16 protein-coding genes are annotated in these 12,860 nt (G+C 65.7%); 7 read left to right on the forward strand and 9 right to left on the reverse strand.

Annotated features, from left to right (window positions below):
- Positions 1 to 2: 2 nt before the first annotated feature.
- From PVE73_RS02750 to PVE73_RS02770, 5 genes are all read right to left on the reverse strand, one after another.
- Positions 3 to 944 carry a tyrosine recombinase XerC gene (locus PVE73_RS02750; protein ID WP_277365476.1) on the reverse strand — a complete coding sequence of 314 codons (942 nt, stop codon included), beginning with the start codon at positions 942 to 944 and terminating at the stop codon, positions 3 to 5.
- Between the two features lie 66 nt (positions 945 to 1,010).
- Complete coding sequence (locus tag PVE73_RS02755; protein WP_277365477.1) at positions 1,011 to 1,853, reverse strand: DUF2066 domain-containing protein; 843 nt, start codon at positions 1,851 to 1,853, stop codon at positions 1,011 to 1,013.
- Between the two features lie 70 nt (positions 1,854 to 1,923).
- Positions 1,924 to 3,738 (reverse strand): ATP-binding cassette domain-containing protein, encoded by a 1,815-nt coding sequence (locus tag PVE73_RS02760; RefSeq protein WP_277365478.1) that lies wholly within the window; start codon positions 3,736 to 3,738, stop codon positions 1,924 to 1,926.
- 1 nt (position 3,739) lies between these two features.
- Positions 3,740 to 4,387: a thiamine diphosphokinase gene (locus PVE73_RS02765; protein WP_277365479.1), complete on the reverse strand. Its 648-nt coding sequence runs from the start codon at positions 4,385 to 4,387 to the stop codon at positions 3,740 to 3,742.
- 50 nt (positions 4,388 to 4,437) lie between these two features.
- The gene (locus PVE73_RS02770) at positions 4,438 to 5,445 is read right to left on the reverse strand and encodes an NAD(P)H-quinone oxidoreductase (protein ID WP_277365480.1); all 1,008 of its coding nucleotides are present in this window, start codon (positions 5,443 to 5,445) and stop codon (positions 4,438 to 4,440) included.
- A 109-nt stretch (positions 5,446 to 5,554) separates the two neighbouring features.
- Here PVE73_RS02770 and PVE73_RS02775 point away from each other — a divergent pair, with 109 nt between their 5' ends.
- Complete coding sequence (locus PVE73_RS02775; RefSeq protein WP_277365481.1) at positions 5,555 to 5,749, forward strand: DUF1192 domain-containing protein; 195 nt, start codon at positions 5,555 to 5,557, stop codon at positions 5,747 to 5,749.
- 70 nt (positions 5,750 to 5,819) lie between these two features.
- A complete protein-coding gene (locus tag PVE73_RS02780; protein WP_277365482.1) occupies positions 5,820 to 7,106 on the forward strand; it encodes an MFS transporter in 1,287 nt (428 codons plus the stop codon).
- Between the two features lie 155 nt (positions 7,107 to 7,261).
- On the opposite strand, the gene PVE73_RS02785 is transcribed toward PVE73_RS02780, so the two are convergent.
- Positions 7,262 to 7,441 (reverse strand): DUF465 domain-containing protein, encoded by a 180-nt coding sequence (locus PVE73_RS02785; protein WP_277365483.1) that lies wholly within the window; start codon positions 7,439 to 7,441, stop codon positions 7,262 to 7,264.
- Between the two features lie 226 nt (positions 7,442 to 7,667).
- Here PVE73_RS02785 and PVE73_RS02790 point away from each other — a divergent pair, with 226 nt between their 5' ends.
- The 3 genes from PVE73_RS02790 to PVE73_RS02800 all read left to right on the forward strand — a co-directional run bounded on the left by PVE73_RS02790 (position 7,668) and on the right by PVE73_RS02800 (position 9,530).
- Positions 7,668 to 7,871 carry a YdcH family protein gene (locus PVE73_RS02790; protein WP_041545658.1) on the forward strand — a complete coding sequence of 68 codons (204 nt, stop codon included), beginning with the start codon at positions 7,668 to 7,670 and terminating at the stop codon, positions 7,869 to 7,871.
- Positions 7,872 to 7,941: 70 nt separating this feature from the next.
- Positions 7,942 to 8,439 carry a 5-(carboxyamino)imidazole ribonucleotide mutase gene (gene purE, locus PVE73_RS02795; RefSeq protein WP_277365484.1) on the forward strand — a complete coding sequence of 166 codons (498 nt, stop codon included), beginning with the start codon at positions 7,942 to 7,944 and terminating at the stop codon, positions 8,437 to 8,439.
- Complete coding sequence (locus tag PVE73_RS02800) at positions 8,436 to 9,530, forward strand: 5-(carboxyamino)imidazole ribonucleotide synthase (protein WP_277365485.1); 1,095 nt, start codon at positions 8,436 to 8,438, stop codon at positions 9,528 to 9,530. The genes purE and PVE73_RS02800 overlap by 4 nt, the downstream gene beginning before the upstream one ends.
- 5 nt (positions 9,531 to 9,535) lie before the next feature.
- Here the strand turns inward: PVE73_RS02800 and PVE73_RS02805 are convergent, their stop codons facing one another.
- Entirely contained in the window at positions 9,536 to 9,955 is a 420-nt protein-coding gene (locus PVE73_RS02805; protein ID WP_277365486.1) for a lysozyme inhibitor LprI family protein, read from the reverse strand.
- A 119-nt stretch (positions 9,956 to 10,074) separates the two neighbouring features.
- Here PVE73_RS02805 and ykgO point away from each other — a divergent pair, with 119 nt between their 5' ends.
- A complete protein-coding gene (gene ykgO, locus PVE73_RS02810) occupies positions 10,075 to 10,200 on the forward strand; it encodes a type B 50S ribosomal protein L36 (protein WP_277365487.1) in 126 nt (41 codons plus the stop codon).
- A gap of 77 nt (positions 10,201 to 10,277) precedes the next feature.
- Positions 10,278 to 10,856 carry a tetratricopeptide repeat protein gene (locus PVE73_RS02815; protein ID WP_277365488.1) on the forward strand — a complete coding sequence of 193 codons (579 nt, stop codon included), beginning with the start codon at positions 10,278 to 10,280 and terminating at the stop codon, positions 10,854 to 10,856.
- A gap of 36 nt (positions 10,857 to 10,892) precedes the next feature.
- On the opposite strand, the gene pyk is transcribed toward PVE73_RS02815, so the two are convergent.
- A complete protein-coding gene (gene pyk, locus PVE73_RS02820; protein WP_277365489.1) occupies positions 10,893 to 12,329 on the reverse strand; it encodes a pyruvate kinase in 1,437 nt (478 codons plus the stop codon).
- Positions 12,326 to 12,802 (reverse strand): DUF1036 domain-containing protein, encoded by a 477-nt coding sequence (locus tag PVE73_RS02825; RefSeq protein WP_277365490.1) that lies wholly within the window; start codon positions 12,800 to 12,802, stop codon positions 12,326 to 12,328. Before PVE73_RS02825 ends, pyk begins: the two co-directional genes overlap by 4 nt.
- Positions 12,803 to 12,860 lie beyond the last annotated feature (58 nt).

Below are 12,860 nucleotides of genomic sequence, written 5' to 3' on the forward strand. Positions count from 1 at the left end.
GCTCACGCGCGTGGATGGGCGTTTTCGTAGATCTCAAGAAGCCGCGATGTGTCCACGGCCGTATAGATCTGGGTGGTGGAAAGACTCGCATGACCCAGCAGCTCCTGAATCGCGCGCAGGTCGCCGCCCCGGCCGAGCAGATGCGTCGCGAAGGAATGGCGCAGCGCGTGCGGTGTCGCCGTGTCGGGCAGGTTGAGGGCCGAGCGCATCTTCCGCATCTCGCGCTGGATGATGGCGGGCTGCAGCGCCTTGCCGTGCGCACCGCGGAAAAGCGCTGCCTCTGCCGCCAGATGATATGGGCAGAGGCGCTGGTATTCGGCAACGGCTTCTCCCACCACCGGCAGCACCGGGACGATCCGTGTCTTCCCGCCCTTGCCGGCCACTCGCAGCGAGCCGCTGCGGATCGCCGCGATATCCGCACCGGTGAGGCCGAGCGCCTCGCCGATGCGCAGCCCGGAGCCGTAGAGCAGCGCGAGCACGGCCGCGTTGCGCGCGGCGATCCACGGCTCCTCCGCGAGCTGGCCCTCGCCGGAGGCGACGCGCCTCGCATCCGCCGCCGCGAGCGGCTTGGGCAGTCCCTTGGGCGCCTTCGGTGCCCTGAGCGCCCCCGCGCCGGCCGCGTTGGCAAGACCGCGTCTTTCCAGATAGCGCAGGAAGGAGCGAATCCCGGCAAGGCCCCGGCCCAGCGTGCGGGCGCCCGCGCCGTTTGCCCGGCGCGCGGCCAGGAAGGCGCGGAGATCGGCAGGGCGCAGATGCGCGATATCGGAAATGCCGGGAGCGCCACCGAGATGCCCCGTCAGGAACTGCAGGAATTGCCGCGTGTCACGCTCATAAGCCTCGAGCGTCAGCCGCGCCAGCCGCCGCTCATCCCCGAGGGAGGCGAGCCAGTCGGCACGGGCCTTCTGCAGGTCGGGTCTTGCTGAAACGAGGAACTCTTCGCTCATTCGTGGCGATCCTGCTGGTTGTCGAGGCAGTCTCGCCCGGGAGGGTTAGCATCGCGTGAAGGAACACTATTCCTCGTCCGTGCCGGACAGTTCCTGCACCGCGGTCTCCAGGACATTGCGGAACACCGTGTCGAAGGAAACGCTGTCGGCCTCCCAGCGCTCCTCCGCATTCTCGCCGATGAGCCGCCATTGCGACCACCAGCGAAATGCCTCCTGGTTCCAGACCAGCACGCCGGCCAGCAGTGCCTCCGCGCCGAGCGCCTTTCGTATCCCCTCCGCCTCGTCGGACTCGGGAAGGTCGAAGGTCGCCGAATCGATCGGGATCGCGGCGAGCGCGCTGTTGTCGGGGATGACAAGCTCCAGGCCGTAGCGCTCGCCAAGCTGCGCCAGCGCCTCGCGCTGATCGGCACCGGATTGGGCGTCCTGCGCCAGCAGGAACCGGTTCGTCCCATTGTCGATTGCGACGGCAAGCGTCAGCGGCGGGCGATCGAGCCACGGTTCGCTGCCCAATGTCTGCAGGGCCTCGTTGATCTCGTCCGGGGAGAATTGGACGCTCAGGACATGAGGCCTGTCGCGGGTCCCCTGCTCGTCATTGACGGGGATGCCGGCCATCCGGTCATGGAGTTCGTAGGTCTCGACGAATTCCTCCGCCCGAACGGCCATCGCGACCACCGCGGGGGAGCCGGCGAGGTCGGTGTCGCCGGAAACCTTCACCAGCACCCGTTCGAAGCACTCCGCAAACCCGCGCTGCACCTCGTTTTCGAACTTGCCCGTGATGACCGTGGCTTCCCGATAGAGCGCATCGAGCTCATCGATATCAGCCGCAAGGGCTCCATCGGCGCACGTGAAGAGAATCGCGACTGCTGAAGCGAGCGCCCAAGCATCGATCGGTCGAAAGAAGAAAAGCATCGCCGCCCACCCCCGCAGATGAATCACGACCTGCATAGCACGGGCCGAGAGCAGGTAAATAGCGGCAAGTTCAACCGCCTTCGATCTCCTCGCGCAGCATTTCGAGCTCCAGCCACTCTTCTTCGAGGCGCTCTCGTTCGGCACGTTTGTCGTCGAGTTCCTTCGTGAAGCGGGTGAAGGCGGCCGCGTCGCGCGCATAAAGGGCAGGATCGGCCAGCTCCTCCTCGAGGCGCGCGATGTCCGAGCCGAGCGCCTCGATCTTTTCAGGCAGGGTCTCCAGTGCGAATTTCTGCTTGTAGGAGAGCTTCCTGGTGACCTGCCGTTGCGGATCGCCGCGGGGCTGCACCCTCGCCTGCGGCGCTTCCATAGGGCGCGATTTCCGGCGATCGAGCTCCTCGCCCTTGCGCTGCGCCATCATGTCGGAATAGCCGCCCGCATATTCGATCCAGCGCCCGTCGCCGGCCGGCGCGATGGTGCTCGTCACCGTGCGGTCCAGGAAATCGCGGTCGTGGCTGACGAGGATGACCGTGCCCGGAAAGCCTTCCACCAGCTCCTGCAGGAGATCGAGGGTCTCCATGTCGAGATCGTTGGTCGGCTCGTCCAGCACCAGCAGGTTCGCGGGGCGCGAGAGGAGGCGGGCGAGCACGAGCCTTGCCCGCTCGCCGCCGGAAAGCTCGCGCACCGGTGTGCGGGCCTGTTCGGGCTTGAACAGGAAGTCCTTCATGTAGGAGACCACATGCCGCTCCTGCCCGTTGACCACCACGCTCTCGCCGCGGCCGTCGGTCAGGAAATGGGCGAGGGTCTCGTCCGGATCGAGCGCGGCACGGTTCTGGTCGAGCGTGGCGATCTCCAGATTGGCGCCCAGCCGTACCATGCCCGCGTCGAGTTCGAGGGCGCCGGTCAAGAGCTTGAGCAGGGTCGTCTTGCCCGCGCCGTTCGGTCCGACGAGGCCTACGCGGTCTCCGCGCAGGATCCGGGTGGAGAAATCTTTCACCACCGCAAGCTCGCCGAAGCTCTTCGCAAGGCCTTTCGCTTCGATCACCAGCTTGCCGGAAAGGGCCGCATCGCTGGCCGTCATCGTGGCGAGACCCTCCACGCCCCGGTGCCCGCGGTGGCGCGCGCGCAGCGTCTGCAGATCGGACAGCCGGCGCACATTGCGCTTGCGGCGCGCCGTCACGCCGTATCGCAGCCAATGCTCCTCGCGCGCGATCTGGCGCCCGAGCTTCTGCTGCTCGCGCTCCTCCTCCTCGAGCAGCTTGTCGCGCCAGTCCTCGAAATGGGAAAAGCCCTTGTCCAGCCGCCGCGTGGTGCCGCGGTCGAGCCAGACCGTGGCGCGGCTTGCATTTTCGAGGAAACGGCGGTCATGCGAGATGATCACGGCGGCCGAGGAGGAACGCTGCAATTCGTCCTCCAGCCACTCGATCGTGGCGAGGTCCAGGTGGTTGGTCGGCTCGTCCAGGAGCAGGACGTCCGGCTCGGGTGCAAGCACGCGGGCAAGCGCGGCGCGGCGCGCCTCTCCGCCCGAAAGGGAGGCAGGCGTCTCCTCGCCGGTAAGCCCCAGCCGGTCCAGCACGAGCGCCACACGGTTGACGTCGTCGGCCGGTCCCAGCCCCGCTTCGACATAGGCGCGCACGGTGGAGAAGCCTTGCCAGTCAGGCGCCTGCGGCAGATAGCGCATGGTGGCCGTGGGCTGGCGGAACACCTCGCCGTCCTGCGCCTCCACGAGGCCGGCGGCGATCTTGAGCAGGGTCGACTTGCCGGAGCCGTTGCGGCCGACAAGGGCGATGCGCTCGCCGGGAGCGACCATCAGGGATGCCCCGTCCAGCAGCGGGGTGCCACCGAAGGTGAGCCGAATGTCGTCGAGCTTCAGGAGGGGAGGCGCCACTTTACACCTTCTCGTCTGCAAAGAAGTCGGCGAGAAGCAGCGCCCGTCCCTGCCGCAGGGTCACGGTGAGTTCTCCACGCACGACATTGGAGAGGACAAGGGAGGAACCGAAGGGGACATCAACCGCACGGAGCGGCCACTTCGCGCCTTCCACCGTGAGGCCCGAAAGGTCCGTGAAGGCAAGGATGCTGAACAGCGTCCCATCTTCCAAGTCGAAGGCATGGCGCTCCCCCGTCACGAGCAGCCGCCCTTCCTGGCTTCCGCTCGAAAGCAACGTCGGAATCCCCGTTTCCGCCAGGTGTACGGCCTGCGCGAGGTGGAGATGCGCATGATCGGGTCTTGCCCCGCCAAAGGCGCCGACGAGGATGAGCGAGGTGGCGCCGAGGTGGAGGGCTGCGTCGATGGCAAGTTCGCCATCGGTCTTGTCCTTCTCGATTGGAAAGACCTCGCGTGCCACCTCCGGAAAGGCTTCGCTCATGTCCTCTGGAACCGAATCGAAATCGCCGAGCCACAGTTCGGGCGCAAGGCCGAGCGCATCGGCATGGCGCATGCCGGAATCGGCGGCGATCGCGCGCGTGCCGGCGACCTGCGCCAGAAGACGGGGTGTGAGGCGGATGTCACCGCCGAGCAGGATGGAAAATCGGCTCATCGGCGGGGGCTTACCACGTCCAGAGCTCCCGGCGGAAGGACCGGTCGCATTCAGGCCACATCGAGCACGATCTTGCCGACATGGTTGCCTTCCTCCATGCGCTCGTGTGCCCGCCACGCTTCGCGCAGCGGGAAGATCGTGTCCATCACCGGTGCGATCCTGCGCGCGGCGAGAAGCGGCCAGGCATGGGTTTCGAGCTCCGCGGCGATCTGCGCCTTGAAGTCGACCGTGCGCGGGCGAAGGGTGGAGCCCGTATGCGTAAGGCGCTTCATCATCAGCTTGGAGAAGTCGGCCTGCGCGGTCGATCCGCCCATGAAGGCGATCTGCACGATGCGCCCCTCGACGGCTGCGGCTGCATAGTTGCGGTCGATATAGTCGCCCCCCACCATATCGAGAATGACGTCCGCACCGCGCCCGTCCGTCGCCTCCTTCACCGCCAGCACGAAATCCTCGCCGCGGTAGTTGATCGCGCGGGCGGCGCCGAGCTTGATGCAGGCGTCGCATTTCTCGGCGGAGCCGGCGGTCGTGATCACGGTGGCCCCCAACGCGCTGGCAAGCTGAATCGCCGTGGTGCCGATGCCGGAGGAGCCGCCATGGACCAGAAGCGTCTCCCCCGCCTTCAGTCCGCCACGCTGAAAGACATTGTGCCAGACCGTAAAGAACGTCTCGGGCAGCGCCGCGGCCTCCGTGAACGTGAAGCCGTGCGGGACGGGGAGGGCGTTGCTCTCGTGAACCAGGCAGTATTGCGCATATCCTCCGCCGGGCGTCAGCGCAGTCACCTCGTCGCCCACGCTCCAGCGCTTCACGCCTTCGCCGACGCCCGCCACTTCGCCCGAGACTTCCAGGCCCGGCAGGTCGGAGGCTCCGGGAGGCGGTGGATAGACGCCCTTGCGCTGCGCCACGTCGGGTCGGTTCACGCCCGCGGCCCTGACCCTGATGAGGATTTCGCCATCGCCGGGACGGGGCACGGGCCGTTCCTCCGGCTTCAGCACCATCGGACCACCGGGCTCGCTGATGGCGATCACCGTCATCGCCTGTGGAATTTCGTTCGATGTCATAGCAAAGCCTTCTTTCTGCAATTCTTCCTGAACCCTGTCGGCAGGAATGCATTGCCTTCCTCCGTACCGGGTATGTATTCTCCCGGCGCTTCGCGGCAAAGAACTGCGGATGGGGATTATGGACGAAGATGCGGCAGCAGGCCCACCCCAATACATTATCGGCCAGGATCTTTCGACCTTTTCAGTGGAGGAACTGAAGCGGACAATCGCCCTTCTGCGTGAGGAGATCGCGCGGGTGGAACAGGAGCTCTCCTCCAAGGATTCCACCAAAGCTGCGGCCGAAGCGCTTTTCCGGCGCGGCTGAACGGCAGCCGGACTGATCACCCCATTGGCCGCCGTTGCGGCGCGGCCGGCACGAAAGGCGCATCCGCTTCATGCTTTCCTCCGTCGGATCGATTGTCGCCCTGCTTCTCGGCACCGCCTTCCTTCTGGGCGGTTCCGGGCTTTTCGGCCTGCTCATCCCGCTGCGCGGCCAGTATGAAGGGTTTTCCACAGCCTCGCTCGGTTTCCTGGGGACCTGCTGGGCGGGGGGCTTCATCGCCGGCTGCTATTTCGGGCCTCGGCTGGTGCGCCGTGTCGGGCACGTCCGCGCCTTCAGCGCGTTTGCCGCGACGGGGGCGATCGTGGCGCTGGCCAACGGCATCTGGACCCACGAGGTGGTCTGGTTCGTTCTGCGTGCCTTCACCGGCTTCACCATGGCCGGCGCATTCATGGTCATCGAAAGCTGGCTCAACGAGCGCTCCACCAACGAAACGCGGGGCACCGTTTTCGGCCTCTACATGATGGTGACCTATGCCTCCATCATGGCCGGGCAGATGGTGGTCACGCTGGGCGACGTCACCGCGCCCATCCTGTTCATGGTCACGGGCATTCTGTTCTGCCTGGCGCTGCTGCCCACGGCGGTCTCCACCGCCGTCACGCCGGCGCCGCTCGCCGATGTGCGGCTCGACTTCCGCAATCTGTACGCTCATTCCCCCGTTGCGGTGGTCGGCTGCATGCTGATCGGCATCGCCAACGGTGCATGGGGCACACTGGGAGCGGTCTATGGCGCGGAAGTCGGCATCCCGACCTTCCACATCGCCTTGATGATGAGCATCGCCGTCATCGCCGGCGCGGTGGCGCAGGTGCCGATCGGCCGTCTTTCGGACCATACCGACCGCCGTTTCGTGCTCGCCGGCTGCTCCCTGGGCGCGGCCCTAACGGGGCTGGCCATACTGGTTGCCGCGCCGCGCACGGGCGGGGTGATCATAACGATGACCGGCCTCTACGGTCTTCTGGCCTATGCGCTCTATCCCATAGCGGTCGCCCACGCCAATGATCACGCCTCGAACACCGATTTCGTGAAGGTGTCCAGCGGGCTCCTCCTTCTTTACGGCGTGGGGACCATGACAGGGCCGATCCTGGCCGGCATATTCATGCAATGGCTTCGGCCCGAGAGCCTTTTCCTGGCCACCGCCGCGGCCCATCTCGGCATCACGGCCTATGCCCTCTTGCGGATTTCGCAACGCGCGCCCGTTCCCGTCGAGGAGAAGGACGCCTTCACCACGCTGCCCACCCATCAGCCGGCCGCGACGCCGCAGAGCATCATGCTGGATCCGCGCGCCGAACTCGGAGATGACGAGCAGAAAACGGAAGAGGAGAAGGCGCAGGCCGCCGAATAGCGGGCAATCGCTCGACGTCGGCCGAGCTGCTCCGCCTGCGGGATTTTGCGGCGGGAGATTTGGGGTGGGTGTGAGACAGGGGCCCGTGCGCGCTCGCCTCAAGCGCGCAGGGGTGATGAATGAGGTCAAATTCCCGTACGTCCGCCTTCTTCAGGTCAGTGCCGGGTCTGTACGTCCTTTAGCCGTTCCATCTCGTCTTTAATGGCCAGCTTGCGTCGCTTCAGCTTGACGATCTCGAGTTCATCGACCGAGGGATGCGTCATCGCATCGTCGATCTCACGCTGGAGGTCGACATGCTTGCGCTGAAGTTCTGCAAGATGGGAGTCAAGCGACATGGGTGCCTCCTTAGTAGGTTCCTCGTGACCCGTCCGGAATGCTCCCGCCCTTGTTCCATGACGGTACAGTGACAGTCTGCCACCATCGCGAGCCGATGTCGAATATTAAAGGGTAGCATTTATCAACGCCCTGAAATGTGATAGGAAACGATGCTTTGTTCCCAATCTGGGACGGCGAGCGGCGCCATGCGTCGAATCCCTGCCGGAGTCGAAACAGACCGTGGAAATGTCGGAACAGGAACAGGCCGAAATCCGCCTCGAGTTCGCCCGTTTGAAACAGGATCACGCGGATTTCGACGCCGCCATAAACGCGATGATCGCTTCCGGATGCGACCCCCTGCAAATCCAGCGCATGAAGAAGAAGAAGCTGGCCCTCAAGGACCGTATCCAGGAACTGGAAGACAGGATCATCCCCGACATCATCGCCTGAGAGCTTGCGAGGCTTGCCGATTCGCACGCGCTGGGTTAGGGCGAATTCCAGAAGTCGCAGGGAATCTCGCATGGACCAGAAACGTGCCGATGTCGCCATCATCATGGGCAGCCAGTCCGACTGGGAGACCATGCGGCACGCGGCCGAAACCCTGAAAGCCCTCGAAGTCTCCCATGACGTCCGGATCGTTTCGGCCCACCGCACGCCCGAGCGGCTCTACGCCTTCGCCAGAGGCGCCAAGGCCGACGGTTTCCGCGTCATCATCGCCGGCGCCGGGGGAGCCGCGCATCTGCCGGGCATGGCGGCGGCACTGACGCCTCTTCCGGTTTTCGGCGTACCGGTGCAGTCGAAGGCGCTTTCGGGACAGGATTCTCTTCTGTCGATCGTGCAGATGCCGGCCGGCATCCCAGTCGGAACGCTCGCCATCGGCCGGTCGGGAGCGGTGAACGCAGCGTTGCTTGCCGCCGCTGTGCTCGCGCTTTCCGACGAAGCCCTTGCCGCACGGCTCGATGCATGGCGGGCCGGGCAGACGGCTGCGGTCGCCGAGCGTCCGGTGACGGAAGGATGAGCCAGCCGCTCGCGCCCGGCGCGACGATCGGCATCGTCGGCGGCGGCCAGCTTGGCCGCATGCTGGCCATGGCGGCGGCGCGCCTCGGCTACCATGCCGCGATCCTGGAGCCGGATCCCGACTGTCCTGCGGCGCAGGTCGCAAAGGTCCACATCGATGCGGCCTATGACAGCGCCAAGGCCGTGGAGAAGCTTGCCCGGATCAGCGACGTGGTCACCTATGAATTCGAGAACGTGCCCGTGACGGTGGCGCGCTCCCTGTCGGACCTCGTTCCGCTCTATCCGCCGGCCGACGCGCTCGATGCCGCGCAGGATCGGCTCTCGGAGAAGATCTTCCTGAACGCTGCGGGAATTCCCACCGCCCCCTTCCTTTCCGTGGACGGGGACGAGGAACTGGCGCGGGGTCTTGTCGAATTCGGCGGCAATGGCGTGCTCAAGACCAGGCGGCTCGGCTATGACGGCAAGGGGCAGCGCGTGTTCCGCGGGGCAGGGCCGGAGGACACGCGGGGCGTGGTGGCCGCCATGGGCGGCGTGCCCCTCATCCTGGAAGGACTTGTTCCCTTCGCGCGGGAGATCTCGATTATTGCTGCGCGCGGAGCGGACGGAGCGCTTGCGGCCTATGATCCCGCCGAGAACGTCCACCGCGCGGGAATCCTTTTCCAGTCCAGAGTGCCGGCACGGATATCGGACGCCACTGCGGAGGCCGCCCGCGAGGAGGCCTTTGCCATCCTATCCGCGCTCGATTATGTGGGCGTCATCGGGGTCGAGTTCTTCGTGCTGGGGGACGGCTCGCTGCTGGTCAACGAGATTGCGCCGCGCGTGCACAATTCAGGGCACTGGACGGAAGCGGCCTGCGTGGTCTCGCAATTCGAGCAGCACATCCGCGCCGTTGCCGGCCTACCGCTGGGGGATACCTCGCGCCACTTCGATTGCGTGATGGAAAACCTGATCGGCACGGACCAGGACAGAGCGCCGGCCCTGCTCGCCGAGCGCGATCTCATGCTTCATCTCTACGGGAAGGCGGAAGCCCGCCCCGGCCGCAAGATGGGGCATTTCACACGTCTCTTTCCGCTCGGCGAGCTCGCGGGCTGAACCGGTCACGGGCAGGCGATGTCGCCCTCCTGGCAGTCGGCGCGAAGCTCCGCCGTGCGCTTGATGGTCAGATCGGCCAGGCAGCCGGCGAAGAGAGCGGGATAGATGGAGCCGTCTCTGCTGTCCGAGGTCATGAAGTCGCAATGGGCGTCGCGAAACGTTATCCAGGCACGCTGCGCCTTGCGCAGGAGCGCTCTCTCCTCGCCGTCATCAACGCGCGCCATCAGATCGCGATAGGCCTTGTTCAGATCGGCATCCGCCCGCGCATATTCCTTTTCCGAGCATTCGTTGATCTCCACCTGGGTCTGCGCGCCGGAGCAGTCGAGCGCCTGCGCCTGTGCGGGCGCGACCGTCAGGAGGAGAAGAAGAAGGAGGGCGGGAAGGATCGGCATTCCGCGCCGAAATCGAAGGCCAAAGCTTGACATCAAAGGATTTCCTCGTCTATGTGCGCCCCATCGGATTTTGGCGCGCCGAAGGGCGCGTCTTTCGTTTCGGCCACTGAGCCATCACTCTTTTCGGCCATGGGGCCGCAACGGGCAAGACAATGAAGATCAGAAATTCGCTCAAGGCGCTGAAGAGCCGTCACCGCGAGAACCGCATGGTTCGCCGCAAGGGCCGCATCTACATCATCAACAAGACGAATCCGCGTTACAAGGCGCGCCAGGGCTGAGCTCCGGTAACGGCCATTCGGCCGACGACACGCGATTTTGACTTTGATCCCGGCGCAAAGGCAACTACCTTAGCCTCATGCGCCGTTTTCTCGTTTCCGGATGTCTGGTTCTCGCGCTGCTGATGCCTTCCGTGTCGGCGGCGGAGACTGCGGCCGCATCCTCATCTCCGACCGAGCAGCATCGCCTGGATGAGCTTTTCGCCCAGCTGAAGCAGGAGAGCAACGAGGCTGCCGCACGCCGTATCGCCAGCCGCATCCGCGACGAATGGGAGCGGGCCGGCGGGGCCACGGCGGATTTGCTGATCGCGTGGGCCCACAAGGCCGCGGCGGAGAAGAAGTTCAACGTCGCGCTCGATCTGCTCGACCAGGCCGTCACCCTCTATCCGCAGTATGTGGAAAGCTGGAACAGCCGGGCGCTCGTCTTTTTGATGATGAACGACGTCGATCGCGCCATGTCCGATCTGGCGCAGGTGCTGTCCATCGAGCCACGCCATTTCGGGGCAATGAGCGGCCTGGCAGGTATCCTGCGCGTGACGGGGCGCACGGACGAGGCGCTCGAGGTCTATCGCCGCATGCTGGACGTCTATCCCATGCAGCGCAACGCGCAGCGGGCCGTGCTCGATCTTGCCGACGAGAAGGCGGACGAGCGGCTTTAAGCCCTTGTTTCGGCCCGGACGTCGATCCGTCCGATCCTACAGTCCGCCCATCCCGTCCGAGCCGATATAGGCGATGCGCAGCATGTTGGTGGCGCCGGGCGTCCGCAGCGGCACGCCCGCGGTGATGATCACGCGGTCGCCCGGCTTGGCGAACTTCTCCTCGAAAGCGATGCGGCAGGCGCGGTCGACCATGTCGTCGAGATCGGAGGCGTCCTCCGACACCACGCAATGGGTTCCCCAGACGAGGCTCAGCCGCCGGGTCGTCTCGACCACCGGGGAAAGCGCTATGATCGGCACGCGCGGCCGCTCGCGCGCGGCGCGCAGCCCGGTCGTGCCGGAGGCCGTGTAGGTGATGATCGCGGCCAGGTTGAGCGTCTCGGCGATCTGGCGCGAAGCCAGCGAGATGGCATCGGCGCCCGTCGCTTCGGGGGCGGTCCGCTGCGCGTTGATGATGTCGTTATAGGTCGGGTCCTGCTCCACCTGCGTGGCGATGGCGTTCATCATCGCGACCGCTTCCGCCGGATACTGGCCGGCGGCCGACTCGGCCGAAAGCATCACCGCATCGGCGCCTTCGAACACCGCCGTTGCGACATCGGACACTTCCGCGCGCGTGGGCACGGGGGCCGAGATCATCGATTCCAGCATCTGGGTGGCCACCACCACCGGTTTTCCGGCGCGGCGGCAGGCGCGCGTGATCTGCTTCTGGATGCCGGGGACGGCTTCCAGAGGCACTTCCACGCCGAGATCACCACGCGCCACCATCAGCGCGTCCGAAAGCTCCAGGATCTCCGCCAGGCGCTTCACGGCCTGGGGCTTCTCGATCTTGGCCATCAGGGCGGCCCGGCCACGCGCCACCTTGCGCACTTCCGCCAAGTCCTGCGGCCGCTGGATGAAGGAGAGCGCGATCCAGTCCACGCCGGTGGCGAGCACGGCGTCGAGGTCCCGCCGGTCCTTCTCCGTCAATGCACCGAGCGGCAGCTCGGTGTCGGGAAGGCTTACGCCCTTGCGGTCGGAAATCTTGTTGCCCGCGATGACGCGGCAGATGATCGACCGGCCGTCGGTCTTCAGCGCGGCGAGCTGCAGGCGGCCGTCATCGATCAGGAGGCGATGGCCGGGTTCCACCGCCTTCAGGATTTCCGGGTGGGGCAGATGAACCCGCGTGGCATCGCCCGGCTTGGGATCGTCGTCGAGCGTGAATTCCTGTCCGACGGTAAGCGTGGCGCTCTTGTCGGCGAAGGTGCCGACACGCAGCTTCGGCCCCTGAAGGTCGGCTAGGATGCCGATCGGACGGCCCACCTGTTTCTCGACATTGCGGATGCGGGCCGCCAGCTCACGCATGGTGGGGTGGTCCGTGTGGCTCATATTGATGCGGAAGGCGTCAGCTCCCGCTTCATGGAGCCGGGCAATGGCATCCTCGTCGGACGAGGCCGGCCCGAGCGTGGCGAGAATCTTGACCTTGCGGGTGCGCCTCATGGATTGGCAGCCCCCGTCATCGCCGGATTTCCGGGCGCGGGACCATCGGTGAGCTGCACCATCCAATTCTCCTGATCGCCTGTGTCGTATTCCTGGAAGCCGGCGCGCTGGAAGCCGCGCGCGAAACAGTCGCTGACGCCGGCGATCTTGAACTCGGTGTCGGAGACGCACATCTCCACCGGCCCCTCCCAGCGCCCGCCGCGCGCCGCGTCTTCCGCATAGAGGTAGTAATAGCGGGATTCAAGCGGCGCATCGATGAGCGTCTCGCAGCTCGACGGCTTTATGTGCCACCAGCCTTCGCTCACCCAGCCCGCCCGCACACGGTACCCGATTGCCACGCCGACAAGGTTCTGCGTGGCGTTGCAGACACGGAAATCGGCCGAAGCCGGCACACTGCCCACCAGGAAAAAACCCGCCGTGGCGGCAAGCGCAAGAAGGCTTTTTTGCAACGTCAAATGCCCCACGAATCGCATGATCACGCTCGGCGAAGAATTGTTGCAACCCTTTTCCGCAAACTGCATGGCCCTGTCA

Origin of the sequence: Chelativorans sp. AA-79 (genome assembly GCF_029457495.1) — a bacterium.
In the GTDB taxonomy this organism is placed as follows: domain Bacteria; phylum Pseudomonadota; class Alphaproteobacteria; order Rhizobiales; family Rhizobiaceae; genus Chelativorans.

Bases quoted from the DNA above. Each gene is read 5' to 3' on its own strand.
- PVE73_RS02780 (WP_277365482.1), top strand. From the start codon at position 5,820: ATGCTTTCCTCCGTCGGATCGATTGTCGCCCTGCTTCTCGGCACCGCC.
- PVE73_RS02815 (WP_277365488.1), top strand. From the start codon at position 10,278: ATGCGCCGTTTTCTCGTTTCCGGATGTCTGGTTCTCGCGCTGCTGATG.
- PVE73_RS02750 (WP_277365476.1), bottom strand. From the start codon at position 944: ATGAGCGAAGAGTTCCTCGTTTCAGCAAGACCCGACCTGCAGAAGGCC.
- ykgO (WP_277365487.1), top strand. From the start codon at position 10,075: ATGAAGATCAGAAATTCGCTCAAGGCGCTGAAGAGCCGTCACCGCGAG.
- PVE73_RS02785 (WP_277365483.1), bottom strand. From the start codon at position 7,441: ATGTCGCTTGACTCCCATCTTGCAGAACTTCAGCGCAAGCATGTCGAC.
- PVE73_RS02805 (WP_277365486.1), bottom strand. From the start codon at position 9,955: ATGTCAAGCTTTGGCCTTCGATTTCGGCGCGGAATGCCGATCCTTCCC.
- PVE73_RS02825 (WP_277365490.1), bottom strand. From the start codon at position 12,802: ATGCGATTCGTGGGGCATTTGACGTTGCAAAAAAGCCTTCTTGCGCTT.
- PVE73_RS02800 (WP_277365485.1), top strand. From the start codon at position 8,436: ATGAGCCAGCCGCTCGCGCCCGGCGCGACGATCGGCATCGTCGGCGGC.
- pyk (WP_277365489.1), bottom strand. From the start codon at position 12,329: ATGAGGCGCACCCGCAAGGTCAAGATTCTCGCCACGCTCGGGCCGGCC.
- PVE73_RS02775 (WP_277365481.1), top strand. From the start codon at position 5,555: ATGGGGATTATGGACGAAGATGCGGCAGCAGGCCCACCCCAATACATT.
- PVE73_RS02755 (WP_277365477.1), bottom strand. From the start codon at position 1,853: ATGCTTTTCTTCTTTCGACCGATCGATGCTTGGGCGCTCGCTTCAGCA.
- PVE73_RS02765 (WP_277365479.1), bottom strand. From the start codon at position 4,387: ATGAGCCGATTTTCCATCCTGCTCGGCGGTGACATCCGCCTCACACCC.
- PVE73_RS02790 (WP_041545658.1), top strand. From the start codon at position 7,668: ATGTCGGAACAGGAACAGGCCGAAATCCGCCTCGAGTTCGCCCGTTTG.
- PVE73_RS02770 (WP_277365480.1), bottom strand. From the start codon at position 5,445: ATGACATCGAACGAAATTCCACAGGCGATGACGGTGATCGCCATCAGC.
- purE (WP_277365484.1), top strand. From the start codon at position 7,942: ATGGACCAGAAACGTGCCGATGTCGCCATCATCATGGGCAGCCAGTCC.